This is a genomic window from Thalassospiraceae bacterium LMO-SO8 (assembly GCA_031655335.1).
In the GTDB taxonomy this organism is placed as follows: Bacteria; Pseudomonadota; Alphaproteobacteria; order Rhodospirillales; family Casp-alpha2; genus UBA1479.
The window spans coordinates 847237-872328 of record CP134226.1 but is presented as its reverse complement, the minus strand read 5'-3'; the positions used below and the strand labels follow the sequence as shown (position 1 = coordinate 872328).

Below are 25092 nucleotides of genomic sequence, written 5' to 3'. Positions count from 1 at the left end.
TTGGTCAGGCGATGTCGAAGCGGTCCGCGTTCATCACCTTGGTCCAGGCATCCACGAATTTGCGCAGAAACTTCTTTTCCGCGTCGTTTTGGGCATAGACCTCGGCGAGGGCCCGCAACTGGGAGTTCGATCCGAACACCAGATCAACCCGGGTGGCGGTCCATTTCACCTTGCCGGTGGCGCGGTCGCGGCCTTCGAATAGGTCCTTGGACTTGGCCATCGGCTTCCATTCCGTGCTCATGTCGACCAGGTTGACGAAGAAGTCGTTGGACAGCACGCCCGGACGGCCGGTGAACACGCCGTGTTTGGATTGCCCGTGGTTGGCGCCCAGCACGCGCAGGCCGCCGATCAGGACGGTCATCTCCGGCGCGGTCAAGGTCAGCAACTGGGCCTTGTCGACCAGCATCTCTTCCGGCGACACCTTCAAGCCGGCCATCACGTAATTGCGGAACCCGTCGGCCAGCGGCTCCAGCGGCGCGAAGGCCTCGGCGTCGGTCTGTTTCTGCGTGGCGTCCGTGCGGCCCGGGGCGAAGGGCACCTCGATCTTGTGCCCGGCCTTCTTGGCCGCCGCCTCGATGGCCGCACAACCGCCGAGCACGATCAGGTCGGCGAGCGAGACCTTGCGCTTGCCGGAGGATTTATTGAACGCCGCCTGAATCTTCTTCAAGGCCGTCAGTGTCCGCGCCAGGCGGGCCGGTTGGTTGACCTCCCACTTCTTTTGGGGAAGCAGGGCGATGCGCGCCCCGTTGGCCCCGCCGCGCATGTCGGAGCCGCGGAAGGTCGAGGCCGAGGCCCAGGCGGTCGAGACCAGGTCGGCGACGGTGAGGCCCGAGGCAAGGATCTTCTTCTTCAGGGCCTTGATATCCTTGCCGTTGATCGGGGCGTGGTCGGCGGCGGGCACGGGGTCCTGCCAGATCAGTTCCTCCTTCGGAACCTCGGGGCCGAGGTAGCGTTCGCGCGGGCCCAGATCGCGGTGGGTCAGCTTGAACCAGGCCCGGGCGAAAGCGTCGGCGAAGGCCTCCGGGTTCTTGTGGAAGCGCCGCGAAATCGGCTCGTAGATCGGATCGAAGCGCAGCGACAGATCCGCCGTGGTCATCATCGGGCGGTGTTTCTTTTTCGGGTCGTGGGCGTCGGGGATCATATGCTCCGGCGCCGGATTCTTGGCCAGCCACTGATGGGCGCCGGCGGGGCTTTTCACCAATTCCCATTCGTAGCCGAACAGCATGTCGAAATAGCCCATGTCCCAGGTCGTCGGGTTGGGTTTCCAGGCTCCTTCGATACCGCTGGTCGTGGCGTGCAGACCCTTGCCGGAGCGGAAGCGGTTTTTCCAACCCAGGCCCATCTGCTCGATCTCGGCGGCTTCCGGTTCCGGGCCGACCAGTTTGGCGTCGCCCGCGCCATGGCATTTGCCGAAGGTATGGCCGCCGGCCACCAGGGCCACGGTTTCCTCGTCGTCCATCGCCATGCGGGCGAACGTCTCGCGCACGTCGAGGCCCGACGCGACCGGATCGGGCTTGCCGCCCGGGCCTTCCGGGTTGACGTAGATCAGGCCCATCTGCACGGCGGCCAGAGGATTGTCCAACTCATGCTTGCCGGAATAGCGCTTGTCGCCCAGCCATTCGGTCTCCATGCCCCAGTTGATGTCTTCCTCGGGCTCCCAGATGTCGACGCGGCCGCCGCCGAAGCCGAAGGTCTTGAAGCCCATGGATTCCAGGGCGCAGTTGCCGGCCAGGATCATCAGGTCGGCCCAGGAGATTTTGTTGCCGTATTTCTGCTTGATCGGCCACAGCAGACGCCGCGCCTTGTCCAGATTGCCGTTGTCGGGCCAGCTGTTGATCGGCGCGAACCGCTGGTTGCCGGTCGCGGCCCCGCCGCGGCCGTCGGCGATGCGGTAGGTGCCGGCACTGTGCCAGGCCATGCGGATGAACAGGGGGCCGTAATGGCCCCAGTCGGCCGGCCACCAGTCCTGGGAATCGGTCATCAGCGCGTACAGATCCTTCTTCAGGGCCTTGTACTTGAGTTTCTTGAACTCCTTGGCGTAGTCGAACCCGGGGCCCATGGGGTTGGACAGGTCGGAATGCTGATGCAGGATGCCCAGGTTCAACTGGTTCGGCCACCAGTCCCGGTTGGAGCGGCCCGAAAAGGTCGCGTTGGACGGGGCGTTGTGCATGACCGGGCATTTGCCCGCCGTGTTCGTGGCTTTCGCGACCATGTGATGTCTCCCTGATGGCTTGCGTTCGATTTCAACTTGGACAGTCTGTGTCGGTATTCTTGCCGTTTTATGGCAGCGCCGCGTTGACCCGTGTCAAACGACGCATATTAGAGTCATTCTAAAAAAGGAGTGTGCCACGGCACGGCGCTGGACGCCAGACGCCATCGGAAAAAAACGGGGGCTTACGATTCCGGGGACGCCGGGGCCGACGCGCGACGTTTTAGCACCGCCGTTGCGGCGCAGAATCCACCGACCAGTCCTTTTCCTTCAGATCATCGAAACGGGAATTTTTATATCATAATTCAATTAATTTACGTTATTTTGGTCGTCGTGGACTGATGGCTCCTGCTTAAGGCATAGCCACTGAGGGTGCTTTCGCCGCCTAACCCGACAGTTAGAGCGTGGGGATTGATGATGGAAGACCAAGCTCCCACCGAATGGAACCGATTGCGGGTCTCCACTCGTCCGACGCCGGAGCCGGTTAACAAAGAAAATGAAATCGCAGCACTCCAACTTTTGCTCGACCTCCTCGAGGCAAACCCGACTGATCCGCGGTTGGATGAACTTGAGACCATTTGCGAAGTTACGCCTTGGATGGCATTCCAACTCGGCTGCCTCGCGGAAAGCGACCAGTATGAAGACGTTCCCTTCATCCGCCAGCGTCTTGCGATTTTGGCGGTGGAAGCGGCTCTGGTCGCCAAGGCGCCGGATCGGTACTTTGCCAACCTTCTGACCTACGGCAATTTGCTTGCCTACCGGGGGGACCTGGACGAGGCCGAGAAAATTTATAGGCACATTCTGGTGGTTCCGCTTCCATGCGGCGAAGACGAACGTGCGGCTGCGCACCTCGTCCTGGGACAAGGGATGGAGCGCTGCCCGGAATTACGGATTTTCCACTACGAGATGGCGATCAAAACCCACGGCGGCCATATTCCGAAAGACGTGCGAAGGGAGCTCGCCCAGAACGCCGGTCAGGCTTACGCCGCTCTTCAAGATCTGGCGGGGGCGCTGCATATGAGCATCGAGACTGGCGAGGGCGATCCGGACGAGCTGTTGAAACAGGTGTTGCCGCAGTTATCGCTGGAGGCTGCCGTCGCTTTGGCCACGCGGCTCTCGGGGTTGGGTCATGGCGAATTGGCCCAGAAAATTCGCGATGATTGGAAAAAGGAAAGGAATTAATCGACATGGCTAAGACTCAAGTTCAATTCGCGATCCTGGTTCCGAAATCGGTTGCCGATCTGGAACAACTGCAAGGCTCCAAAGACGGAACGACGATTGTTCAGGGCGAGATGCGGGATGCGTCGCCATCGGATCAGGCGCTTTCGCTCGACTTGGCGACGGCCGGCACCCTTGGCTGGCTTGTCATCAATGTCGTCGGACCGATTGCTGGCACCATCGCCTTGAATCTTATCTCCAACCACCTGTGGGACAAATACAAGGCGTATGGCAAGCAAAACGAGGAATTCAAACTGGATGTAAGATTGCCGAGTGGGAAGCGGGTGCGCTTCAGCGCCAAGGACCCGGCCGCACTGAAGGAACTGATGGACGAGTTCGAAGTAGAATCGTAATGACAGTCTTGACGTTAAATGAGTCGGCGTTTTTGGGCCGTGCGACGCAAGACACGCTCGCCGTCGCCATAAGCTTCGACGCCAATCAGGCCGGCAGGGTTGATCCGGAGACCGAAAGGGCGATCCGGCATGTCACCTTTCTGTCCCGCCCGGAAGATAATCCGGAGCAGTTCGCGCGGAACGATTGGGACGAGGTTGTCAGGGATCATTCGGAAAGAATCCTTCGACAAAATCCCTCCCGGCGGCAGCACGATTTATTCCTGATGTATCTTTCGGGGTACTTTCACGAACTGCGCCACGCCCACGACTTGCTCGGAAGCTGTTGCGGGCAGGACATACTGTTCCTGCTTGCGAACTGTTACCAGAATACGGCCTACCTGCTGAACGATCTGAAGAAATGGCAGGTTGCCACCGGCAAGGACATTCCCGTGCCCTTGCCGCCGGCGGAACAGTTCGAAGCCTTGAGCCCCGACTCGGTCACCATCCTAAACAAATATCGGAATACGGTTGAAAACTTCAGGGGGTTCCAACGACCGTTCGGTGCTCCCTATTGGCTAACGCCGGTCGACCTTCTGGAGGCCAGCGCCTGCAATGCGCAGCTTACGGTTTTGCATGAACTTTTCGGTGCTGAAAACACCTTTCGGGTAACCGAACTGATCGCCCGCAGCCCGGCGGCGAACCGCTATCTGCGGGCACGCAATAGCGTCGCCGATTACTTGGCTAGCAAAGGCTTCACTCAAGTGCATAGTGACGCCTTGACCTATATCATCTGGTCGTCGTTGATGGCCCTGAAACCGCATGGCCAGTCTATGGCAGATGGTCTCAACCCAGTCATTGCCTTCGAAGGAATTGTCGAGGTAGCAAGTCGCCACCCGGACGTGTTGCACTTGGAAGACGCGATTAAGGCGGTGGATGCATTTTGTAGCGAATGGGACCTGATGACTCCGTTGGAAATGGGGGAGTACTTCACCGCAAACATGGACCGGAGATTGCAAAGCAAGACCGGCGGCGGTTACGAGGAGATCAGGAAGGCGCATGAAGGTCTCCGCGCCTCTTTTGAGTTGATGCTGCAAACCGTAACCAGACACCCCAATGGGTTCACCAATCTCAACATGTACCCTTGGGCGATTGTGAATTCCGCGCTCCCCAGCGTTCTGGTGCGAACATACTCGAACGGCGAGATGCATGACTACCTAAGTCCCGGCGTCGCGCACCTTTCGGCGAAGCAGTGGACCTTGCTGGACATTCTTGGCTGCGGACTCAGGGTGCTCTCGGAAGGTTTCGGCGCGCTTGGCGACAGCAATCATGAGAACATGATCATGGAGGCACTCCGAAACCAAGAGGATCACACGTTCAGGTTCCGAGACACCTTCTTCTGACGCGATTGTCCCTATCGAGTGTTGTAGGCCGCACGCCGTGCCAAAGGGCTATGCATCCGGGCCATTGGCAATGCCGGAGGTCGGATTTTTCTGAGAGGGAATTCGCAGCATGTCCTTCGACGCCAGCACGGCGCCGCCGACGATCAGCAGGCAGCCGAGCCCCACGGAGAGCGACGCTTCGCCCCGGCCGAAGGCGATCAGTAGAACCGTCGAGATCAGCGGCGCGGCATAGGCAAGCGCCCCCAGTACCTGGATGTCGCCGTGCTTGGTGCCGTGATCCCAGGCGAAGAAGGCGGCCCCCACGGGCAACAGGCCCAGGCCCAGCACGGCGAGCCATTCGCCCGCGTCGGCGGGCCAGACCGTCGTCTCGAACGCCAGGTGGCTGATCGCCGCCAGCACGGCGGTGGCGGCACAGAACCCGCCGACCGTATCCGTCGGCACCGTGCCGAAACGCCGGTTGACGACGGAATAGGCCGACCAGGTCAGGGCGCAGGCCCCGGCCATGGCGTAACCCAACGTGTATTCGGACTTGAAGCCGCCGATACCCGCCCCATCGGTCACCAGCACGACGGTCCCGGCAAGGCCCGCGAACGCCCCCGCCACATGCCACCAGCGCAGCCGTTCGCCCGGCAACAGGGCCGAGAGCAGCACGATCAACAGCGGCCACAGGTAGGCGATCAGCCCGGCCTCGACCGGCGGCGCGTTGCGCAGCGCCATGAAATAGAAGAAGTGATAGCCGAACAGGCCGCCCACGCCGAGGGCCCAGGCGCCCAAGGGCTGACGCAGGAAGGCTAAGGGCCGTTCCCCTTTGATAATCCATTTGAGAGATATCATCGCCGTGGCGACGGTGAAGCTCATGGCGACCAGCTGGAACGGCGGGACATGACCCGTCAGCGTGGTCAGCAACGCCAGCATGCCCCACATGAGGACAGCCGTGGCGCCGACTAGGGTCGCCCGCGTTCGTGCCGTGGCGGCGGCGGTCGCGGCGGTCATGGCAGGAATTTGACGACCTTGAGCCGCCCACCCGGCGCGATCACCGCCTCGGGCCGGCCGTCGCCGTCCAGATCCTGAACCACCACGGCAAGATCGATGGTGCCGGTGTTATGGACCTCGGCCAGTTGGCGGAAGGTGCCGAAGGCGAAGGTCACGACGCGCAGGTTGCGCCGGGCGGCATCGGGGACGATCAGGTCGGGGATGCCGTCGCCGTCCATGTCGGCGGCGTCGGATAGGCCCAGTTCACGGGATCCGATGGCGTGGTTGGAAAAGCCGGGGGCCCGATGTTCGACCTCCAGCCGCTCGCCCCGCCATTCGTAAAGCGTCAGCACCGCGCCGACATGGGGCGTGACCACGGCGGCGATTTCGCGCCGGCCGTCGCCGTCGAAATCGCCGACGCCGACGGGATTGAGCCAACGGAAGGGCTGGCCGATGGGCTCCGATTCCGCGGCCTGGCGCAGGCCCCGGTCCGAGGTCTCGATGACGGCCAGCGCGGCGCCTGCCTTGGTATAGCTTTTGACGGCCAGGATCTCGTCGACCCCGTCGCCGTCGATGTCGACGATGCGGGGGAAGCGGTCCTCGAACACGGCCTGGGTGGTCAGGGTCAGGGTTTCCAGGTAGCCGCCCTTGAGCCGCAGGGCCAGGCCGCCCGCCTCGATCGCGTCGCCCAGCACGCCGTGGCCGTAGCGGTCCGTCGGCTTGCGGTACCAGGCGGCGCGGATGTTGCGGGTGCCCGTCACGACGACCTCGTCCGGCATGGGCGCGCGGTCGCTCGATCCCACGGGGGGCAGGGGTTCCGGGCGGGGCGTCAAGGTCACGCCCTGGTCGTCCAGGCCGACCGTATGGTGGCTGCCGTCGGCGAGTTTGATCACGGCCGCGCCGTCGATGCGCCCGACCCATGTCACGGGGCTCGGCAGTTCGGCCCCGAATTCGCGCACGTCCATCGCCTCGGCGGTCGAGGCGGCGGACAGGACGGCACTGAGGGCGAAAAGAAAAACGGCGCGTACCATGACGCGCCGTCTTAACAAAACTGCCTGACCTGCGCCAGAAGGTTAGATCATGTACTGCCCGCCGTTGGCCGAGATGGTCGAGCCGGTGATGAAGCCGGCTTCGTCCGAGGCCAGGAACACGACGCAGCGGGCGATTTCCTCGGCCTGGCCCAGGCGGCCCACGGGAATCTGCGGGATGACCTTGGTGTCCAGCACGTCCTTGGGCACGGCCATGACCATTTCCGTGGCGATGTAGCCGGGCGCGATGGCGTTCACGGTGATGCCCTTGGACGCCGTCTCCAGGGCCAGGGCCTTGGTGAAGCCCAGGTCGCCCGCCTTGGCGGCGGAATAATTGGTCTGCCCGAACTGGCCCTTCTGCCCGTTGATCGAACTGATCGAGACGATCCGCCCGAAACCGGCGCCCCGCATGTCGTCGATGACGTTGCGGGTCAGGTTGAACAGACCCGACAGGTTGGTGTTGATGACCGCATCCCATTGTTCCTTGCTCATCTTGTGCAAGGGCACGTCGCGGGTGATCCCGGCGTTATTGACCAGGACTTCGACCGCGCCGATGTCGGCCTTGATCTGGGTCAGGGCGGCGGCGACGGCGTCGAAGTCGCCGACGTCGAACTTGTAGACGGGAATGCCCGTCTCGTCCTTGAACTTGGCGGCGGCTTCGTCATTGCCGGCATAGTTGGCGGCGACGGTGTATCCGGCTTCCTTCAGGGCGACGCTGATGGCCTTGCCGATCCCGCGTGTTCCTCCCGTAACCAATGCGACGCGTCCCATGTCTGCCTCCCTTGGGTTTTTTGTCGTGGTGGCGCGGGACGCCGGCCGGGGACCCGGCCCGCGTCCCGTCATCCCGTGGCTAGTCCCGTTCGACGCACATGGCGATGCCCATGCCGCCGCCGATGCACAGCGTGGCAAGGCCCTTCTTGGCGTCGCGTTTCTGCATTTCGTATAGAAGCGTGGTCAGCACCCGCGTGCCGGAGGCCCCCACCGGGTGGCCGAGCGCGATGGCGCCGCCGTTGACGTTGACCTTGGCGGTATCCCATCCCAGGTCCTTGTTGACGGCGCAGGCCTGGGCGGCGAAGGCCTCGTTGGCCTCGATCAGGTCCAGGTCGGCCACCGACCAGCCGGCCTTTTCCAGGGCGGCCTTGGACGCCGGGATCGGGCCCGTGCCCATGATGGCGGGGTCGACGCCGGCGGTGGCCCAGGAAACGATGCGGGCCAGCGGCGTGATGCCGCGCTTTTCGGCGTTCTTCAGGGTCATGAGGACGGTCGCGGCGGCGCCGTCGTTGATGCCCGATGCGTTGCCGGCGGTCACCGTGCCTTCCTTGTCGAAGGCGGTGCGCATGCCCGAAAGGGCCTCGGCCGTGGTGCCCGGCTTGGGGTGTTCGTCCGTGTCGATCACCGTCTCGCCCTTACGGGATTTGATGGTGACGGGGCAGATCTCGTCCTTGAACTTGCCGGCTTCCATGGCGGCGGCGGCCTTCTGCTGCGACGACAGGGCGAAGGCGTCCTGTTCCTCGCGCGTCAGCTGCCAGCGCTGGGCGACGTTTTCCGCCGTATTGCCCATGTGATAGCCGTGAAAGGCGTCGGTCAGGCCGTCCTTGATCATGCTGTCGATCATTTCGGCCGAGCCCATCTTGGTGCCGTTGCGCAGATTCATGACGTGGGGCGCCTGGCTCATGCTTTCCTGACCGCCGGCGACGACTACGTCGGCGTCGCCCAGCTTGATCGCCTGGAAGCCGAGCGCCACCGTGCGCAGGCCCGAGCCGCACAGCTGGTTGATGCCGTAGGCCGTGGCCTCCACCGGGATGCCGGCGTTGACGGCGGCCTGGCGGGCCGGGTTCTGGCCGGCGCCGGCCGACAGAATCTGGCCCATGATGACTTCGTTGACGTCTTCGGGGGCGACGCCGGCGCGCTCCAGCGCGGCGCGGATGGCCACCTCGCCCAGGTAATGGGCGGGGACGGAGCTCAGGCCGCCGTTGAAGGCGCCGATGGCGGTGCGCGCGGCGCTGGCGATTACGACTTCAGACATTCTTCTCTCTCCTCAACATGAATACATCCCCCAGGCATGGACCGTGGCCCCGCGAGGCGGTTGCAAATACGCGGTTTTACGGCACCGCGCCGAATTGAAACCGTTTGGATGTTTGCCTTGCGTGGCCGCTTCAGGCGGCCTTCGTCCCTCTGTCGGTTATATGGCGCATCCCTGATGGATACAAGGATGATCCCCGGGCCACCTTGACGCAGGTCAAGATATGGGCGCGGGGGCGGACAAAAGCCAGTCGGACAGCGGCGCGAACAGCGTCTGATGCGCGCTGCCGCCGGCGACCAAGCCGATATGGCCGGCGTTGACGGACAGGACCTCGGCGTCGGGCAGGCCGGCCGCGAGGGCGCGGCTCGATCCCGGCGGCACGAGATGGTCCTTTTCCGGCACCACGACCAGGACGGGGCAGGTGATCCGGTCCGGGCGGATGGCGTCGCCGCCGACGATCCATTCGCCCCGGGGCGGCGTGTTGTTCAGATGCCAGTCGCGGAAACATTCGAGCGCCACCGGCCCGGCCAGCACGACGCCGTCGTTCAGCCAGTCCTCCAACTGCACGAAGCGTTTGGCCTCCAGGGTGTCCGGGGCCGTCTCCGCGAAGCGGCGGAACTTGGCGGGCGTCATGTAAGGGTCGAGGCTCGCGAACATCGCCTGCATCATGTCGACCGGCAACACGCCGGCCTTGGCCACCGTGTCCTCCAGCCGGGGCATCATGCCCGCCAGCACGCGCACCAGGTCGCCGCGGGCGATGTGAAAGTCCCAGGGCGTGGCCATCAGGGCGAGGGCGCGGATATCCTTGATGCGAAGCTGCGCCAGGGCCAGGGCCAGCAGCCCGCCCATGCAGTAGCCGGCCAGCGCCACCGGCCCGCCATTGAGGGCGACCGCGACGTCAAGCGCGCGGGCCAGCCGCCCGGCGATGTAATCGGAAAGGGTGAAGGCCGTCTCCGCGCCCTTGGGCGCGTCCCAATCGATGACCAGGGGGCGCAGGCCGCGCGCCGCGAGGGAGCGCAGCAAGCTTTGGTCGTGGTCCAGGTCGAGGATCCAGAACCGATTGACCAGGGAGGGAATAACCAGGACGACAGGGCCATCCGGGGCCGCCGCCTCGGGCACGGCGCCATAGTCGAGCAGGCGGGTCGAACCCTCGCGCCAGATCACCGGCGGTTCGGCCGGGCGGGCCGTGCGGGGGGCCGTGCGGTACTTGCGCACGCCCCGGGAGAATTGGTCCAGGCGCCGGCGCGCCTCCTCCGTCACGGCCTTGTAGAAGACCTCAGGCGGAACGTTTTGAAGGGCTTTTTCCAGTTCCCTTGCGCGCGCCGCCAGTTCCGGCCTCAAGGGCGGCAAGCCGCCGTTCGATGCCGTCAAGGCGGCGAGCGAGCTCAGCCATGTCGAGGTCTGCACCGCCATGTGCAGCGCCAGGGGCCGGGGCCCCGGCACCGCCGGAGGGCGGGGCGGCCGGGCCGCGTCCGTCGTCTGCTTGGTCATGGGTCTGGGTTTCCCTGGTCTGGCCGGGGGGCTTTCCCGCGTTGAGCGCCTGCTGCGCCAGGGCCGCGAAGGCCGTGGCCGAGCCGGTCATCATCTGCGTCATCTGCGACATGGTTTCCGTGACCTGGGGATCGGCGGCCATGGACTGCATGTGGTCCTGCCACAAATCCAGGTATTGTTTCGCCAGTTGGTCCAAGTCCGGTTGATCGGCCATGGCGGCTTCCTTGTCTCCGCGCGTGTCGCTGGGGTGTCCGGTGGGCTCACTATACCGCCCGCCCCGGGGGCGGGGAAACTTTCATTGCGGCGCAGCAATGGACGCGGTATTTTGCCGCGTCGCAACGCGTTTACCTGGGGGAGACCCATGGCGGAAAAAAAGCCTGCCGAGGGCGAGCCGATTATCATCAAGAAGTACGCCAACCGGCGGCTTTATAATACGGCGACGTCAAGCTATGTGACGCTCGATTACCTGTCCCAGATGGTCAAGGATGGTGACGAGTTCGTCGTCAACGACGCCAAGACCGGCGAGGACATCACCCGCCAGGTTCTGACCCACATCATCGTCGAAGAGGAAAGCAAGGGCACCAATCTGCTGCCCATCGGCTTCCTGCGCCACCTCATCAGCTTCTACGGCGACAGCCTTCAGGCCGTGGTGCCCAATTACCTGGAACAGACGATGCAGTCCTTCGCGACCAATCAGGAAGCGCTGCGCAAAACGATGGAAGACGCGCTCGGGGGCTTCAATCCGTTCGGTCAGTTCGAGGAAGTGTCCAAGCAGAACATGGTGCTGTTCGAGAACGCCATGAAGATGTTCTCGCCGTTTCCCATGCCGACGCAGCCGACTGACGCGCCGAAAGGTGGCGCCGCGCCGAAGAGCGGCGCCGACATCGACGACATGCGGGCCAAGCTGGAAGAGATGCAGCGTCAGCTTGATTCCCTGTCCGGCGACAAGAAGTAGGCGTTTCGGGAGCCTCCCGCCTCAGTCCAGTTCCCGGACGACCCGGAAACTCAGCCAATAGCTTTTCACCGCCGCGGCGTTCTTGGCCCGTGACGACGAACGCGACTGCCGTGCGAAGTAATACCAGGACCCGCCCCGGATCACGCGCACGTCGCAGTCACCTTCGGTCCGCGCGGAACCGTCGCGCGGCGCCCCGTTATAGTTGGGGATCCAGCAGTCCGAGACCCACTCATAGGCGTTGCCGTGCATGTCGTAGAGCCCGAAGGGATTGGGCTTGTACTGGCCGACCGGGGCGTTGCGGTGGCCGGGCACGGCGCCGGCGCATTTGCGGCAATTGATCAGGCCGTCGTCCGGGTTGTCGCCGAACCAATAGGCCGTGGTCGATCCGGCCCGCGCACCGTATTCCCATTCCGCTTCCGTCGGCAGGCGGTATTTGTGCCCGGTCTTCTGCGACAGCCACTTGGCGTAGCCCTCGGCCATGTGGAAATCGATGTTCATGATCGGCTGACGGCCACGGCCCCAGTTGTGGTCGTGGGGATTGTGCGTGCAGCCCTTGTCGGCCAGGCAGGCCTCCCAATTGTCGAAGGTGATTTCGAACCGGCTCATGGCGAAGGGCTTCTTGATGAATACCGGGTGCTTCGGCTGTTCCGCCGGCAGCAGGTCGCTGCCCATGATGAACGCCCCCTTGGGCAGCACGACCATTTCCGGGCAGACGTCGCAGTCCTTGAACACCTTGGGCGGCGCGGGCGCCGGCTTGACCGCCGGTTTAGAGGCCGGGGCAGCCGGTGTCTGGGCCAGGGCCGGGACGGCGGACAGGGCCAGCAGGAGGACCGTGATGCGGAGGACGGGAGGAAAGCGGGAGATCATGACGTGTTGATTTGCCCAAAAATGGAATCCGGTTCTGTTAGGATAATCATATACGACCGTGCGGTCGATGGCGGCAGGAGATATCCCGCGACCTGTGGCGGGTGCGAAACGACGAGGGTTTAGGACGATGACGGCTGCGAGCGATGCAGGGTTTGTGTTCACCGGGGTGTTGGACGGCGAGGGCGGGGCGCGCCTGCTCGAGGTCGATCAGCTTGCCGTGCAGCAGGAAAAAGGCCGGGTCGAATGGGTGCACCTGGACATTACCAAGGAACCCGCCCGCCAATGGCTGCACGACCAGCCGGACCTGCCGGAGCTTGCGGTCGAGGGGCTTCTGGCGCCGGATACGGAGCCACGATATGCCGAGCTGGACGACGGCATCCTGCTGATCCTGCGCGAGGTCAACACCCACGAGAACGCCGATCCCCACGACATGATTTCGCTGCGTCTGTGGATCGGGCCGGCGCGCATCATTTCCGCCCGCCTGCGCCACCTTGCCGCCATCGAGGACATCAAGATCGCCCTGGCGAAGAAATCAGGGCCGGGCTCCGTTTCTGAATTTCTCTGTGCCGTCGGCCGCAACATGGCCAAGGAGAAGGCCGAGATTCTCGCCGGCGTGATCGAGGACTTGGACGAGATCGACGAGGACCTGGCCCAGGCCGACGAGACCAAGACCCTGCGTCCGCGGATCGCTAGGCTGCGTCGCCGGGCGATCCAGCTGCACCGCTTCTTCAAGCCTCAGCGCGCCGCCTTTGCCGATATCGCCGAACGGCGTCCGGCCTGGGTCGACGATTCTGCGGCCGACGAACTGGCGGAACTGTCGGCCGAATTCGGGCGCCTTGCGGCTGATATCGAAGCCATCCTGGGCCGCGCGCAGGTTACCCAGGACGAATTGCGTTCCCTGGAAAACCAGCGGGCGACGGACATCACCACGACGTTGACCGTGGTCGCGGCGATCTTCCTGCCGCTCGGTTTCGTCACGGGGCTTCTCGGCATCAACGTGGGCGGCATACCGCTTGCGGAATCGAAGGCCGGGTTCTGGGCCATCAGCGGCGGGCTTTTGGTCCTTGGGATTGCCCTTTGGCTTTATTTCCGCAACCGCCGCTATCTCTAGCCGTTCGTCCCGGTCAGGCGGGCCTGGGCCCAGCGGGCGGCCCCCGCGACCAGGTCCGATGCATCGCCGCATAAATCTTCCGCCACCGGCGCCAGCGCCGGGTCGCCCGAATTGCCCAGGGCGATCATCACATTCCGCACGAACCTGTCGCGGCCCGTGCGCTTGATCGGCGAACCCGCGAACATCTTTCGGAACGCCGCGTCGTCGAGCCGCGCCAGATCGGCGAGGCGCGGTCCGTCCAGGTCGGGGCGGGGGGCGAAGGCGGGCTCGTCCGTCGGATGCGCGTATTTGTTCCACGGACAGGCGGCCAGGCAGTCGTCGCAGCCATAGACGTGGTTGCCCATGCGGGCCATCAGGTCGGGCGCGATGGCGTCCTTGTGCTCGATGGTCAGATAGCTGATGCAGCGCGTCGCATCCAGCCGGTAGGGTTCGGGAAAGGCGTCCGTCGGACAGGCGCGCAGGCAGGCGTCGCAGGACCCGCAATGGTCGGCTTCCGGCCGGTCGGGCGGCAGTTCCAACGTGGTCAGAATTTCGCCCAGGAACAACCAGGACCCATGGGGCCGCGACACCAGGTTGGTGTGCTTGCCCTGCCAGCCGATTCCGGCGCGTTGCGCCAGGGGCTTTTCCATGAGCGGCGCCGTGTCGACGAAAACCCGCACGTCGGGCGGGTCGTCCCGGTCCTGGGCCGCTTCGGCCTGGAGCCAACGGGCCAGTTGCTTCAGGCGCTTCTTGATGACGTCATGGTAATCCTTGCCCTGGGCGTAGACGCTGATCGCCCCCTTGTCCGGCTGCCCGGGAATGTTCATGGGATCGCCCGGGGGGCCGTAGTTGCGGGCCAGCACGATGGCCGTGCGCGCGCCCGGCACCATGGCTTGCGGGTCGCCGCGCACCGCCCCCCGGGGGCCGTCGGCCATCCAGGCCATGTCGCCGTGATGCCCGGCCTTGAGAAAGGCCTCCAACGCCTGCCGGTCGCGGGGTGCCGCCCGCGTGTCGGTGACCCCGACGGCGTCGAAGCCGAGGGCCCTGGCCTCGTCCATCAGGCGACGTTTCAGAAGGTCTGGTGCAGTCGGGTTCATCCGGTTCTCGTGCGCATCGCGGCAATGTGCTAGGCAGGGGACACTACCATACAGACATACCTGGAGAATGACCCCGTGGTGAACGGTGAAACAGCCGTGGTTTTGTTGTCGGGCGGACTCGATTCCACGACCGTCCTGGCCATCGCGCGGGACAAGGGCTACCGCGTTCTGGCCTTGTCGTTCCGTTACGGGCAACGCCATTCCGTGGAATTGGACATCGCCGCCCGCGTCGCCCGGCGCATGAGGGTGGCCCGTCATGCCGTCGCCGACATCGACCTGACGATCTACGGTGGGTCCGCCCTGACCGCGGACATCGACGTGCCCAAGGACCGCGATGCCGACGCCATGGCCGACGGCATTCCCGTCACTTACGTGCCGGCGCGCAACACCATCTTCCTGGCCCATGCCCTGGCGCTGGCCGAAACGGGGGGCGCCAAGAACATCTTCATCGGCGTCAACGCGCTCGACTATTCCGGCTATCCCGATTGCCGCCCGGCCTTCATCAAGGCGTTTCAGCGCCTGGCCAATCTGGCGACCAAGGAAGGGGTCGAGGCCATGGCCCGCGGCACGGACGGCCCATTCCATGTGCAGGCCCCGCTGATGGACATGACCAAGGCGGAAATCATCCAGCACGGAATGACGTTGGGCGTCGATTACGCGCAGACGTGGAGCTGCTACGACCCGCATCCGGGTGCGGGCGGCGCCACGGATATGCCGGTCCATTGCGGGCGCTGCGATTCCTGCCTGCTGCGGAAGAAGGGGTTCGCCGAGGCCGGGGTCGCCGACCCCACGGCCTACGCCGTCTAGACCTGCGCGCCGCCGGCCGAGAAGGCGAGCATCAGGCCCAACAAGGCGCCAATGCCGAGCAGCACCGCGTTCAGCGCCTTGCGTAAGGTGGATGGCTTGAGGATCGGCATGGCCGCCTCCGAAATTCAAACGGGACAAATCATATTTTTCTAAATTACATATGGATGTGGTTGCGGTCCGTGACCTGGGTCACAAAATTTGCAAATTGCACGCCGAGAGGCGTATAGCAACGCGGCCCGGCACGGTGCGGGGTGCTGAAACCGGGAACGGGCGATGACCTATTCGGTCAAGGAAATCTATTTCACGTTGCAAGGCGAGGGCGCGCAGACCGGCCGCCCGGCCGTGTTCCTGCGCTTCGCCGGATGCAACCTGTGGTCCGGGCGCGAACAGGACCGCGCGGCGGCGCAATGCCGGTTCTGCGACACGGATTTCGTCGGCACGGACGGTCCGGGCGGCGGCGTCTTCAAGGATGCGGCTGCCCTGGCGGCGGCGGTGGCGGCAAGTTGGCCGGGCGGGGGGGAGCCTTTGGTCGTCTGCACGGGCGGGGAGCCCTTGTTGCAGGTTGACGAGGCGTTGATCGAAGCCCTTCACGATGCAGGTTTCCGCGTCGCCGTGGAAACCAACGGCACGCTCAAGGCGCCCCAAGGGCTCGACTGGATCTGCGTCAGTCCCAAGGCCGGAACCGAGGTGGTGCAGCGCGCCGGGGATGAATTGAAGTTGGTGTTTCCCCAACCGGGTGCCGAGCCGCAGCGGTTCGAGGATTGGGGGTTCGCCAACTTTCTGCTGCAGCCCATGGACGGCCCCGATCGGGATGCCCATACCAGGGCGGCCGTGGATTTCTGCCTTGCGCATCCGAAATGGCGGTTGTCGTTGCAGACCCACAAGTTGCTGGGCATTCCCTGACCTGACCGGCCGATGCGGCCGGCAGAACGACACAACGCTATGAAATCACGATGCTTTATGATTACCTAATGCGGGGGGGTCATGGTTTCCAGGCTGTTCGGCCATGCCCGATGATGAATTGGGGTCTATTTCCGCTGACCCCAAGGTAAAGGTAAAACAGCGTGTTTTCAGGCTTCCCATGGCGTGGAGCCTGATCCTTGCGTTTGCCTTGATCACGCTGGCGGTGTTTTCCGCCATCATCTACTTCAATCACTATCATAACGCCGCCCTGACCTACGGCTATACGGCCAAGTCGATCAGCGATGTGGCGCAACGGATCAAGGCTCGGGTCGACGGGACGCTCAGACCGGCCCTGGCTCTTGCCGCCGACGCCGAGGATTTGGCGTGGTCGGCGTCGGGAGAGCCTTTCGGTCCAGATGCCAGGCGCTATGTCGCCGGCTTCATGGAGGTCAATCCCCAGGTCTCCTCCGTCTACTTCGCCGTCGGAAATACGGATTTCATCCAGATCTACAATGTCGTTCCCGGCGAAACCATCGACTGGGGCAAGGTCGTGGTGCCCGCGGGCACGCGGTTCATCGTCCGCCATCTGCGGGGACCGGCCGATCAGGCGCGCGACGAAACCTGGACGTTCCTGGACGCCGCCAAGCGGCCGTTCGGCGAACCGTTCCACCGCATGCAGCGGTACGATCCGCGTACCCGGCCCTGGTACAAGGCCGTCGCCAAGGGGGATGCGGTGGAACTGTCCATGCCCTATGCCTTCGCGACGCTGAACACCGTGGGGATTACCGCGTCAAAGCGCGTCGATGGCGGCGTCGGCGGCGTGTTCGGCGTCGATATGACCCTGTCGGGCCTGTCGCGGGTGCTGGAGGATTTGGACATCGCCGGCAAGGGCAGCGCCATCGCCTTTACCCGCGACGGCATGGTGATCGCCCATCCGGACAAGCGGAAGATCGTGGTCCGCGGCGCGGACGGAACCTTGCGCCCCGCCCAGGTCAAGGACCTGGACGACCCCATCGCCGAAGCCATGTTCGATGCCGCCCGGATCGGCGCGCGCCTGGTTGCCCGGGTCCAATCGATGGATGCCTTCATCGGCGCCAAGCCGCTTGCCTTTCTTGACGGCGAACCGGACCTGATCTCGTTCGACGTGGGGGAAACGCCGTTCGTGTCCCATATCGTGCGCCTGGACACCCAGATCAGCACGGACGCCTTTCTGGGTATTGCGCTGCTGCGGGCGGAAGTTCTCAAGGGTGTCGCCGGGTTGACCGTCAACAGCCTGGCCCTGTCATTGCTGTTTCTTCTCGGCGGCACTCTGTTGATCGTCCTTGTCGCCCGCAACATGGCGCGGCCGATTGCGGATCTGGCGCGGGAAACCGACATCATTCGGCGCCTTGAATTGGACGCGCCGCTGACGATCCGGTCGCGGGTCGCCGAGGTGCAGGATCTGGCGGCGGCGATCGGCACCTTGAAGACCACCTTGCAGGGGCTAGGCCGCTACATCCCCAGGGGTGTGGTCCACAACCTGATCAAGGAAGGAAAACTGCCCGAGCTGGGCGGGCAAAGCCGCCAGGTCACGGTCATGTTCACCGACGCGGTCGGCTTCACCAAGCTGGGCGAATTGATGAACCCCCAGGACCTGATGCGCAAGCTGTCGTCCTATTTCGAAGTCCTGTCGGCGGAGGTTCTCGCCGAAGGCGGCAACATCGACAAATACATCGGCGATGCCGTGATGGCCGTGTGGAACGGCGTCGAGGACGATCCGGAACACACCATCCGCGCCTGCCGGGCCGCCCTGAAATGCGCCGCTGAAAACGACCGCCTGAACGAGATGTGGCGGTCCTACAAGTGGCCGGAAATCCATACCCGGTTCGGGTTGCATCAAGGCGAGGCGGTGGTCGGAAACGTCGGGTCGCGCACGCGCATGGACCACACCACCATCGGCGCCTGCGTGAACACGGCGTCGCGCCTGGAAGGCCTGAACAAGGCCTACGGCACCCGCATCCTCATCAGCGACGTCGTGCGGGACAGGGTCGTGGACCGGTTCCTGACGCGGCCCGTCGATCGGGTCCGGCCAGCCGGCAGCACGCAGCCGATCATGGTCTATGAACTTCTCGGCGCGCTGGACGGTGACGCCGCCATCGCGGCCTCACCCGAGGCGCACCGGCGCTGTGCGCGCTGGGCCGAAATCTACGACGCCTATCTGGCCCGTGACTGGACCGGCGTCGGATCCCTCATCGACGCCTTTCTGGCGGATTTTCCCGGCGACGGCGTCGCCCTGGTGTACCGGGAACGGGCCCGGCGCTATGCATCGGCGCCGCCCCCCGACGATTGGGACGGGGTCGAGATTTCCGACCGGAAATAGGCCCGCGAGAAAATTTCATCGTCCGGTAACTTGAACAGACGGCGTAGCGGAACCATCTAGGGATTGTTATACCAGAATATCCGTTCTGGTGGCGGACGCTTGTCCGCCCAGGTGTCATCGGGGGCGCCGACAGGGAACGGTGACAAATCAAATAGGGAAGTCGAAAAATGCCGAAACTGAACATTAACGGCGTCGATCATGAGGTCGATGCGCCGGACGACATGCCGTTGCTTTGGGCGATCCGCGACCTGGTCGGCCTGACCGGGACCAAATTCGGATGCGGCCAGGCATTGTGCGGCGCCTGCACCGTGCATCTGGACGGTCAGCCGTCGCGGTCCTGCCAGACTTTCGTCGGCGACCTCAAGGGCGTGAAGGTCACCACCATCGAAGGGATCGGCGGCAAGGTCGCCGAAACGGTCCGCCAGGTGTGGACGGACATGGACGTGCCGCAATGCGGCTACTGCCAGTCGGGCCAGGTGATGGCCGCCGTGGCGCTGCTGACGGAAACGCCCAAGCCTTCGGACGACGACATCGACGCGGCGATGGACGGCAACCTCTGCCGCTGCGCCACCTATCACCGCATCCGGGCCGGCATCCACGAAGCCGCCCGCCGGCTGGAGGCCTGATCATGCTGCCCAAGATCATTGAACATCTCGCCCCGGCCGCTTCGGTGAAAACCAGCCGCCGCGCCTTCCTCGTCGCCTCGGCCGCCGCCGCGGGGGCTTTCGTCATCGGTTTCGGCGGCGTGCCCGCGCGGGCCGCCGGCGGGGCCGCCGTGTCCGCGGCCCCCGCGCCGTTCGACGCCTACATCAGGATCGCCGCCGACGGCAGCGTCACCATCCTGTCGTCCCAGTTCGACATGGGGCAGGGCTCCTATCACGGGCTCGCCACCCTGGTGAACGAGGAACTGGGCGCCGGCTGGGACCGCCTTACGGTCGAGGGCGCCACCGGCGACCTGAAGGCCTACGGCAACATCGCCTGGGGCGGCGCCGTGCAGGGCACGGGCGGTTCGTCCTCCATCACCACGTCGTTCGACCGCTACCGCAAGGCCGGGGCCGCCGCCCGCATCATGCTGACCGAGGCCGCCGCCAAGGACTGGGGCGTGCCCGCGTCCGAGATCACGGTGAAGGACGGGCGCCTGTCGCATCCGTCCGGCAAGTCGGCCGGTTTCGGCGATCTGGCGGCCAAGGCCGCGCAATTGCCGGTGCCCCAGGACGTGCCCCTGAAAGGCCGCAACGACTGGACCCTGATCGGCAACAGCGATCTGCGCAGATATGACAGCAAGGCCAAGACCGACGGCACCCACCCCTTCACCATCGACGTGAAACTGCCCGGCATGCTGACCGCCGTGATGATCCATCCGCCCAGGTTCGGTGCGGTGGTGAAATCGTTCGACGGGGCCAAGGCCAAGGCCATGAAGGGCGTGGTCGACGTGGTGGCGACGCCGCGCGGCGTCGCCGTGGTCGGCGACCACATGTGGGCGGCGCTCGCCGCGCGCGACGCGGTCGCCGTGACCTGGGATGAAAGCAAGGCGGAAACCCGGGGCTCGGCGGCGATCCTCGCCGATTACGAGGCGCGCGCCGCCGGCAAGCCGCAGGCCGTGGCCCGCAACGACGGCGACGCGCCCAAAGCCCTGGCGGGGGCCGCCAAGACGGTGGAGGCGACCTTCCGCTTTCCCTATCTCGCCCATGCGGCGATGGAGCCGCTCAACGCCGTGGCGCGCATGAACGCGGACGGCACTCTGGAGCTTTGGGCCGGGCACCAACTGCCCGGTCTTTACCAGGGCATCGCGGCGGGCGTCGCCGGGATCAAGCCCGAGCAGGTCGTCCTGCACATCATGAAGACCGGCGGCGGGTTCGGCCGCAGGGGCACGCCCGACGCCGACATCGTGGCCGAGGCGGTGATGGTCGCCAAGGCGATCGGCTACAAGGCCCCGGTCAAGGTGCAATGGACCCGCGAGAACGACATGCGGGGCGGACGATACCGCCCGGCCTATGTCCATCGGCTCAAGGCCGGCATCGACGGGTCCGGCAAGCTGGTCGCCTGGGACCACCACATCGTCGGCCAGTCGATCGTCGCCGGCACGCCGTTCCAGGGCCTGATCCGGAACGGCATCGACCAGACCTCGGTCGAGGGGGCGTCCAACCTGCCCTATGCGGTGCCCAACCTGCATGTCGGCCTGACGTCCACGGAAGTCGGCGTGCCGCCCCTATGGTGGCGGGCCGTCGGTTCCACCCATACCGCCTATGCGACCGAAGCTTTCCTCGACCAGGTCGCGGCGGCGGCGGGGGCCGATCCCCTGGCGTTCCGCCTGGCGATGCTCAAGGATCATCCGCGCCATGCGGCGGTTCTCAAGCTGGCGGCGGAAAAGGCCGGATGGGGCAAGCCGCTGGCCAAGGGCCGGTTCCTGGGCCTGGCCGTGCACGAAAGCTTCCATACCTTCGTCGCCCATGTCGCCGAGGTTTCGGTCAAGGGCGGCGAGGTCAAGGTGCACCGGGTGGTCGCCGCGGTCGATTGCGGCACCGTCGTCAACCCGGACGTGGTCAAGGCGCAGATCGAGGGCGGGACCGGGTTCGGCCTCGGCGCCATCCTGGCCGAGGAACTGACCCTGGGCGCCGACGGCGCGGTCGAACAGGGCAACTACGACACCTATACGCCGCTGCGCATCTCGGCCATGCCCAAGGTCGAGGTCCATATCGTTCCGTCGGAGGCCCCCCCGACCGGGGTGGGCGAGCCCGGCGTGCCGTCCATCGGCCCGGCCGTGGCCAACGCCGTCGCCCGCGCCACGGGGAAATGGATCACTACGCTGCCGCTTACCCGAGGCATGCAAGCGTAGAACCGGAGACCGCCCGCCGTTTGGCGGGCGGTCTTCATCCGGTCCAGAAGCCAGGAATGGGTTAGGGCGCTAGGACGCGCGCTTGATGCCCTGCGTCCGTCAGGACGCACATTTGATACACTGCGCCGCATGGGGCACGGCCTCAAGCCGCGCCGGGGGAATGGCGTCGCCGCAGGTCACGCAGTCGCCGTAGGTGCCACCGGCGATCCGCTCAAGGGCGGATTCAATCTGCGCGATTTCAGTCAGCGCCGCATTGCCCAGATCTTCCAGCACCTCGTCGCCCTCGTTTTCCGTGGCGCGTTCCTCGAAATCCTGGCTGTCCGGTTCGCGCAGCGTCTGGTCGATGTCCGCGATCTCCTCTTTCAGCACCGCGAGGCGCTTTTCCAGCACCGGCTTCATTTTTTCCCCAAGGCTCATGGACATTCCCTTTCGATTTGGACGCGGCAATCGGCGCCGTGTAGTGATTAGACTAGCATAGTCGATAACATCGGCCAGTGCCGCCTTGAGCTAGGTCAATTATCTGGGAGCGGAACGGCGGCGGCGCAACCGGCCGGGTTCTTCGGCCCCGCTTCGGGCTTTCCTCGCCCGGCGGAATGCTCTAGGAAACCGGCCATGGAACGGTTCATGGATTTCACCTTCGTGGCGGCCCAACGCCTGACCGGCGTGGGCGCCGATCATCCGGCGGCGGCCCTGCACGGCCATACCTTCAACGGCACCGTGCGGCTTACCGGTGTGTCCGACACGGGGACGGGCTGGGTCATCGACCCGGCGGATCTGAGGCGCGAAATCGACGCCGTGCTGGCCGACATCGATCACCAATACCTGAACGAGCTGCCGGGCCTGGAAAATCCCTCGACGGAACGCCTCTGCGGCTATCTGCGGGACCGGCTGGCGCAGCGCCTGCGCGGCGACATCGCGGTCGAGCTTTGGGAAAACCCGGCCGTCGGCTGCACCACGAAAGGAATGTCCACATGACCGCCTCCGGCACGATGACCGTCTATCACGGCTTTTCCTTCGAAAGTGCCCGCCGTCTGCCGCGCCTGCCGGACAGCCATATCTGCTCGCGCCTGCACGGCAATACCTTCCTCCTGCGCGTCGCCGTGACCGGCCCGGTCCGCGAATCGGAAGGCTGGGTCATCGATTTCGCCGAGGTCGCGGCCCGGGTCGAGCCCGTTCTGGCGGAAATCGATCATCATTATCTGAACGAGGTTCCAGGCCTGGAAAATCCCACGACGGAAAACATCGCCGTCTGGCTGTGGGATCGAATTGCGACTCATCTTCAAGGGCTTAGCGAGATCGAGATTCGCGAGAACGCCACCACCGGCTGCGTCTATCGAGGCGCCTGACGCCGGCGAATATCCCGCGCCGCGCCTCCTCGCGCGGCTTTCTCCTTGCCCGATTCCGCCTGTTATCTCAAAATCTTGGCCGACGGATTTGCAATTACGCAACATATCGGGGAATACCCCAAATGTGCGCCTGCAAGCCGATGCGGCAACGAGGAGACGTCCCATGGAATTCCTGATCCTGCAGTCCAAGAAGGACCCGGATTTCTTCATCATCACCGACGAACGGAACTATCACCGTGCGGTGCAGGAATACCGGGACAATCAGCCCGGCGATGAATTGTTTCCGATTCCCGAAGGTGCCGGCGGCCCGATCCTGTCGTCGATCCCCAACCTGTCCGTGGTCAAAAGCTTCATCGACCTGATCGGCTACTTCGGCCATGCGGTCGAAGTGCCCATGGAATGGCCGACGCCGGTCAAACGGGACGACGCCCAAGCGGGATAAGGCGGCGGGCTGAGGCGCTAGCCTCGTCCGCGATAGGACGGGGCGCCTTGCTCCGGGATCCACAGGCCCTTGGGCGGCGCGCCCGTCTGGTGGAACACGTCGATGGGGATGCCGCCGCGCGGATACCAGTAGCCGCCGATGCGCAGCCATTTGGGCGCCGCCGCCTTCTTGATCTTGGCGGCGATATCCAGGGTGCATTTTTCGTGAAATCCCGCGTGGTTGCGGAAACTGGCCAAGTAGAGCTTCAGCGACTTGCTTTCGACGATCTTGCGCCCGGGCACGTAGTCGATGACCAGATGCGCGAAATCGGGCTGCCCGGTCACGGGGCAGAGCGACGTGAATTCAGGGCAGGTGAAGCGGATCAGGTAGGGCGTCCCGGGATGGGGGTTGGCCGCACACTCAAGGGACGCCGCGTCCGGGCTGTCCGGGATCGCCGAGGCCGCGCCCAGTTGGGTCAGTTTGGTTTCCGTCGTCTTCGCCATGGCTAGTTGCCCTCAACCGCGGGGATGTCGCCCGCTGCTTCGCCGTCCTCGAACGCCTTCTTGAACGCCGCGAAGGTTCCGTTTTCGATGGCGGCGCGCATGCCCGCCATCAGTTCCTGATAGTAGTGCAGATTATGCCAAGTCAGCAGCGTCAGCCCCAGGATTTCCTTGGACTGAGCCAGGTGGTGGAGATAGGCCCGGGAATAATTGGCGCAGGCATAGCAGGAACAGTCCGGGTCGAGGGGCCGGGGGTCGTCCTTGTGCCGGGCGTTGCGGATGTTCACCTGGCCGCGCCGGGTGAAGGCCTGGTCCGTGCGGCCCGACCGCGTCGGCAGCACGCAGTCGAACATGTCGACCCCGCGCTCGACCGCGCCCACCAGATCGCTTGGTTTGCCCACGCCCATGAGGTAGCGGGGCTTGTCCTCCGGCAGGTGCGGCGTGGTGACGTCGAGGGTCTGGAACATCAGGTCCTGGCCCTCGCCCACGGCGAGGCCGCCGATGGCATAACCGTCGAAGTCGATGGCGGTCAGCGCCTTGGCGGATTCCTCGCGCAGGTTGGGATAGACCCCGCCCTGAACGATGCCGAACAGGCCGTAGCCGGGGCGTTCCTCGAAGGCGTCGCGGCAGCGCCGTGCCCAGCGCATGGACAATTCCATGGAGACGCGGGCCTCGGCCTCGTCGACGCCGAACGGCGTGCATTCGTCGAGCACCATGGTGATGTCGGCGTCCAGGTCGTTCTGGATCGCCATGGCGCTTTCCGGCGTCAGTTCGTGTTTCGCCCCGTCGATGTGGGAGCGGAAGGTGACGCCGTCTTCGGTCAGTTTGCGCAGGTCTTTCAGGGACCAAACCTGGAAACCGCCGGAATCCGTCAGGATCGGCCCGGGCCAGTTCATGAATTCGTGCAGGCCGCCGAGCCGTTTGATGCGCGCCGAGCCCGGGCGCAGCATCAGGTGATAGGTGTTGCCGAGCACGCATTGCGCGCCCGTCGCGGCCACGGCCTCCGGCGTCATGGCCTTCACGGTCGCCGCCGTGCCGACGGGCATGAAGGCGGGTGTTTCCATCGGGCCATGGGCGGTGTCAAGCCGTCCGCGGCGGGCCCGGCCGTCGGTCGCGCTGACGGTGAAATGCATCTTGTTCATCATGGCGCGGACTATGATGGGACCGCCGTCCGCAGGCAAGCGCCCATCCGCCTCTTTTTGTCAGGGCGGATGGGCGTGCCGTGGGCCCCTCAAGAA

Annotated in this window: 25 protein-coding genes; 13 read left to right on the top strand and 12 right to left on the bottom strand. The window is 64.9% G+C overall.

What is annotated here, in order from left to right:
• Positions 1 to 4: 4 nt before the first annotated feature.
• On the bottom strand, positions 5 to 2212 hold the full coding sequence (gene katG, locus RJ527_04190; GenBank protein ID WND76951.1) for a catalase/peroxidase HPI: 2208 nt from the start codon (positions 2210 to 2212) through the stop codon (positions 5 to 7).
• Between the two features lie 411 nt (positions 2213 to 2623).
• Between katG and RJ527_04185 the strand changes: the two genes are divergently transcribed.
• From RJ527_04185 to RJ527_04175, 3 genes are read left to right on the top strand one after another with little or no spacing between them, the layout of a single operon-like run.
• Complete coding sequence (locus tag RJ527_04185; GenBank protein WND76950.1) at positions 2624 to 3391, top strand: hypothetical protein; 768 nt, start codon at positions 2624 to 2626, stop codon at positions 3389 to 3391.
• A 5-nt stretch (positions 3392 to 3396) separates the two neighbouring features.
• Complete coding sequence (locus tag RJ527_04180; protein ID WND76949.1) at positions 3397 to 3780, top strand: hypothetical protein; 384 nt, start codon at positions 3397 to 3399, stop codon at positions 3778 to 3780.
• Positions 3780 to 5159, top strand: coding sequence for a hypothetical protein (locus RJ527_04175; protein ID WND76948.1), 1380 nt, complete (start codon positions 3780 to 3782; stop codon positions 5157 to 5159). The genes RJ527_04180 and RJ527_04175 overlap by 1 nt, the downstream gene beginning before the upstream one ends.
• Positions 5160 to 5207: 48 nt before the next feature.
• Here RJ527_04175 and RJ527_04170 read toward each other — a convergent pair whose 3' ends face one another.
• The 6 genes from RJ527_04170 to RJ527_04145 all read right to left on the bottom strand — a co-directional run bounded on the left by RJ527_04170 (position 5208) and on the right by RJ527_04145 (position 10887).
• Entirely contained in the window at positions 5208 to 6152 is a 945-nt protein-coding gene (locus RJ527_04170) for a DMT family transporter (protein ID WND76947.1), read from the bottom strand.
• Positions 6149 to 7162: a VCBS repeat-containing protein gene (locus RJ527_04165; protein ID WND76946.1), complete on the bottom strand. Its 1014-nt coding sequence runs from the start codon at positions 7160 to 7162 to the stop codon at positions 6149 to 6151. Before RJ527_04165 ends, RJ527_04170 begins: the two co-directional genes overlap by 4 nt.
• 42 nt (positions 7163 to 7204) lie before the next feature.
• Complete coding sequence (phbB, locus tag RJ527_04160) at positions 7205 to 7930, bottom strand: acetoacetyl-CoA reductase (protein WND76945.1); 726 nt, start codon at positions 7928 to 7930, stop codon at positions 7205 to 7207.
• 79 nt (positions 7931 to 8009) lie between these two features.
• On the bottom strand, positions 8010 to 9185 hold the full coding sequence (locus tag RJ527_04155) for an acetyl-CoA C-acetyltransferase (protein ID WND76944.1): 1176 nt from the start codon (positions 9183 to 9185) through the stop codon (positions 8010 to 8012).
• Positions 9186 to 9398: 213 nt separating this feature from the next.
• Positions 9399 to 10442 (bottom strand): alpha/beta fold hydrolase, encoded by a 1044-nt coding sequence (locus tag RJ527_04150; GenBank protein WND76943.1) that lies wholly within the window; start codon positions 10440 to 10442, stop codon positions 9399 to 9401.
• Positions 10443 to 10458: 16 nt separating this feature from the next.
• A complete protein-coding gene (locus RJ527_04145; protein WND76942.1) occupies positions 10459 to 10887 on the bottom strand; it encodes a hypothetical protein in 429 nt (142 codons plus the stop codon).
• 147 nt (positions 10888 to 11034) lie between these two features.
• Between RJ527_04145 and phaR the strand changes: the two genes are divergently transcribed.
• Positions 11035 to 11628 (top strand): polyhydroxyalkanoate synthesis repressor PhaR, encoded by a 594-nt coding sequence (phaR, locus tag RJ527_04140; GenBank protein WND76941.1) that lies wholly within the window; start codon positions 11035 to 11037, stop codon positions 11626 to 11628.
• Positions 11629 to 11649: 21 nt separating this feature from the next.
• Here phaR and RJ527_04135 read toward each other — a convergent pair whose 3' ends face one another.
• Positions 11650 to 12495, bottom strand: coding sequence for a formylglycine-generating enzyme family protein (locus RJ527_04135; protein WND76940.1), 846 nt, complete (start codon positions 12493 to 12495; stop codon positions 11650 to 11652).
• A 127-nt stretch (positions 12496 to 12622) separates the two neighbouring features.
• Between RJ527_04135 and RJ527_04130 the strand changes: the two genes are divergently transcribed.
• Complete coding sequence (locus RJ527_04130) at positions 12623 to 13606, top strand: CorA family divalent cation transporter (protein WND76939.1); 984 nt, start codon at positions 12623 to 12625, stop codon at positions 13604 to 13606.
• On the opposite strand, the gene queG is transcribed toward RJ527_04130, so the two are convergent.
• Positions 13603 to 14682 carry a tRNA epoxyqueuosine(34) reductase QueG gene (queG, locus tag RJ527_04125; GenBank protein WND76938.1) on the bottom strand — a complete coding sequence of 360 codons (1080 nt, stop codon included), beginning with the start codon at positions 14680 to 14682 and terminating at the stop codon, positions 13603 to 13605. The two genes, RJ527_04130 and queG, sit on opposite strands and share 4 nt — an antisense overlap.
• A gap of 78 nt (positions 14683 to 14760) precedes the next feature.
• Between queG and queC the strand changes: the two genes are divergently transcribed.
• The 5 genes from queC to RJ527_04100 all read left to right on the top strand — a co-directional run bounded on the left by queC (position 14761) and on the right by RJ527_04100 (position 21587).
• Positions 14761 to 15489 carry a 7-cyano-7-deazaguanine synthase QueC gene (queC, locus tag RJ527_04120; GenBank protein ID WND76937.1) on the top strand — a complete coding sequence of 243 codons (729 nt, stop codon included), beginning with the start codon at positions 14761 to 14763 and terminating at the stop codon, positions 15487 to 15489.
• Between the two features lie 273 nt (positions 15490 to 15762).
• Complete coding sequence (gene queE / locus RJ527_04115) at positions 15763 to 16392, top strand: 7-carboxy-7-deazaguanine synthase (GenBank protein WND76936.1); 630 nt, start codon at positions 15763 to 15765, stop codon at positions 16390 to 16392.
• 178 nt (positions 16393 to 16570) lie between these two features.
• Positions 16571 to 18751 carry an adenylate/guanylate cyclase domain-containing protein gene (locus RJ527_04110; protein ID WND76935.1) on the top strand — a complete coding sequence of 727 codons (2181 nt, stop codon included), beginning with the start codon at positions 16571 to 16573 and terminating at the stop codon, positions 18749 to 18751.
• 167 nt (positions 18752 to 18918) lie between these two features.
• Positions 18919 to 19377 (top strand): (2Fe-2S)-binding protein, encoded by a 459-nt coding sequence (locus RJ527_04105; protein WND76934.1) that lies wholly within the window; start codon positions 18919 to 18921, stop codon positions 19375 to 19377.
• 2 nt (positions 19378 to 19379) lie between these two features.
• Positions 19380 to 21587 (top strand): xanthine dehydrogenase family protein molybdopterin-binding subunit, encoded by a 2208-nt coding sequence (locus RJ527_04100; GenBank protein ID WND76933.1) that lies wholly within the window; start codon positions 19380 to 19382, stop codon positions 21585 to 21587.
• Positions 21588 to 21686: 99 nt separating this feature from the next.
• Here RJ527_04100 and RJ527_04095 read toward each other — a convergent pair whose 3' ends face one another.
• A complete protein-coding gene (locus RJ527_04095) occupies positions 21687 to 22004 on the bottom strand; it encodes a TraR/DksA family transcriptional regulator (protein ID WND76932.1) in 318 nt (105 codons plus the stop codon).
• A 195-nt stretch (positions 22005 to 22199) separates the two neighbouring features.
• Here RJ527_04095 and RJ527_04090 point away from each other — a divergent pair, with 195 nt between their 5' ends.
• The 3 genes from RJ527_04090 to RJ527_04080 all read left to right on the top strand — a co-directional run bounded on the left by RJ527_04090 (position 22200) and on the right by RJ527_04080 (position 23375).
• Entirely contained in the window at positions 22200 to 22562 is a 363-nt protein-coding gene (locus RJ527_04090) for a 6-carboxytetrahydropterin synthase (protein ID WND76931.1), read from the top strand.
• On the top strand, positions 22559 to 22933 hold the full coding sequence (locus RJ527_04085; protein ID WND76930.1) for a 6-carboxytetrahydropterin synthase: 375 nt from the start codon (positions 22559 to 22561) through the stop codon (positions 22931 to 22933). The genes RJ527_04090 and RJ527_04085 overlap by 4 nt, the downstream gene beginning before the upstream one ends.
• A 163-nt stretch (positions 22934 to 23096) precedes the next feature.
• The gene (locus tag RJ527_04080) at positions 23097 to 23375 is read left to right on the top strand and encodes a hypothetical protein (GenBank protein WND76929.1); all 279 of its coding nucleotides are present in this window, start codon (positions 23097 to 23099) and stop codon (positions 23373 to 23375) included.
• A 17-nt stretch (positions 23376 to 23392) separates the two neighbouring features.
• Here the strand turns inward: RJ527_04080 and queF are convergent, their stop codons facing one another.
• Positions 23393 to 23857 carry a preQ(1) synthase gene (queF, locus tag RJ527_04075; protein WND76928.1) on the bottom strand — a complete coding sequence of 155 codons (465 nt, stop codon included), beginning with the start codon at positions 23855 to 23857 and terminating at the stop codon, positions 23393 to 23395.
• A 2-nt stretch (positions 23858 to 23859) separates the two neighbouring features.
• A complete protein-coding gene (gene tgt / locus RJ527_04070) occupies positions 23860 to 24996 on the bottom strand; it encodes a tRNA guanosine(34) transglycosylase Tgt (protein ID WND78010.1) in 1137 nt (378 codons plus the stop codon).
• Positions 24997 to 25092: the final 96 nt, after the last annotated feature.

What these genes read in the sequence shown, in the direction of transcription:
- phbB (WND76945.1), bottom strand. Translation starts at nt 7,930, where the DNA reads ATGGGACGCGTCGCATTGGTTACGGGAGGAACACGCGGGATCGGCAAG.
- RJ527_04100 (WND76933.1), top strand. Translation starts at nt 19,380, where the DNA reads ATGCTGCCCAAGATCATTGAACATCTCGCCCCGGCCGCTTCGGTGAAA.
- RJ527_04110 (WND76935.1), top strand. Translation starts at nt 16,571, where the DNA reads ATGGCGTGGAGCCTGATCCTTGCGTTTGCCTTGATCACGCTGGCGGTG.
- RJ527_04105 (WND76934.1), top strand. Translation starts at nt 18,919, where the DNA reads ATGCCGAAACTGAACATTAACGGCGTCGATCATGAGGTCGATGCGCCG.
- tgt (WND78010.1), bottom strand. Translation starts at nt 24,996, where the DNA reads ATGAACAAGATGCATTTCACCGTCAGCGCGACCGACGGCCGGGCCCGC.
- RJ527_04175 (WND76948.1), top strand. Translation starts at nt 3,780, where the DNA reads ATGACAGTCTTGACGTTAAATGAGTCGGCGTTTTTGGGCCGTGCGACG.
- RJ527_04135 (WND76940.1), bottom strand. Translation starts at nt 12,495, where the DNA reads ATGATCTCCCGCTTTCCTCCCGTCCTCCGCATCACGGTCCTCCTGCTG.
- phaR (WND76941.1), top strand. Translation starts at nt 11,035, where the DNA reads ATGGCGGAAAAAAAGCCTGCCGAGGGCGAGCCGATTATCATCAAGAAG.
- queE (WND76936.1), top strand. Translation starts at nt 15,763, where the DNA reads ATGACCTATTCGGTCAAGGAAATCTATTTCACGTTGCAAGGCGAGGGC.
- RJ527_04085 (WND76930.1), top strand. Translation starts at nt 22,559, where the DNA reads ATGACCGCCTCCGGCACGATGACCGTCTATCACGGCTTTTCCTTCGAA.
- katG (WND76951.1), bottom strand. Translation starts at nt 2,212, where the DNA reads ATGGTCGCGAAAGCCACGAACACGGCGGGCAAATGCCCGGTCATGCAC.
- RJ527_04170 (WND76947.1), bottom strand. Translation starts at nt 6,152, where the DNA reads ATGACCGCCGCGACCGCCGCCGCCACGGCACGAACGCGGGCGACCCTA.
- RJ527_04095 (WND76932.1), bottom strand. Translation starts at nt 22,004, where the DNA reads ATGAGCCTTGGGGAAAAAATGAAGCCGGTGCTGGAAAAGCGCCTCGCG.
- RJ527_04180 (WND76949.1), top strand. Translation starts at nt 3,397, where the DNA reads ATGGCTAAGACTCAAGTTCAATTCGCGATCCTGGTTCCGAAATCGGTT.
- RJ527_04165 (WND76946.1), bottom strand. Translation starts at nt 7,162, where the DNA reads ATGGTACGCGCCGTTTTTCTTTTCGCCCTCAGTGCCGTCCTGTCCGCC.
- RJ527_04155 (WND76944.1), bottom strand. Translation starts at nt 9,185, where the DNA reads ATGTCTGAAGTCGTAATCGCCAGCGCCGCGCGCACCGCCATCGGCGCC.
- RJ527_04090 (WND76931.1), top strand. Translation starts at nt 22,200, where the DNA reads ATGGAACGGTTCATGGATTTCACCTTCGTGGCGGCCCAACGCCTGACC.
- RJ527_04185 (WND76950.1), top strand. Translation starts at nt 2,624, where the DNA reads ATGATGGAAGACCAAGCTCCCACCGAATGGAACCGATTGCGGGTCTCC.
- RJ527_04130 (WND76939.1), top strand. Translation starts at nt 12,623, where the DNA reads ATGACGGCTGCGAGCGATGCAGGGTTTGTGTTCACCGGGGTGTTGGAC.
- RJ527_04145 (WND76942.1), bottom strand. Translation starts at nt 10,887, where the DNA reads ATGGCCGATCAACCGGACTTGGACCAACTGGCGAAACAATACCTGGAT.
- queG (WND76938.1), bottom strand. Translation starts at nt 14,682, where the DNA reads ATGAACCCGACTGCACCAGACCTTCTGAAACGTCGCCTGATGGACGAG.
- RJ527_04080 (WND76929.1), top strand. Translation starts at nt 23,097, where the DNA reads ATGGAATTCCTGATCCTGCAGTCCAAGAAGGACCCGGATTTCTTCATC.
- queF (WND76928.1), bottom strand. Translation starts at nt 23,857, where the DNA reads ATGGCGAAGACGACGGAAACCAAACTGACCCAACTGGGCGCGGCCTCG.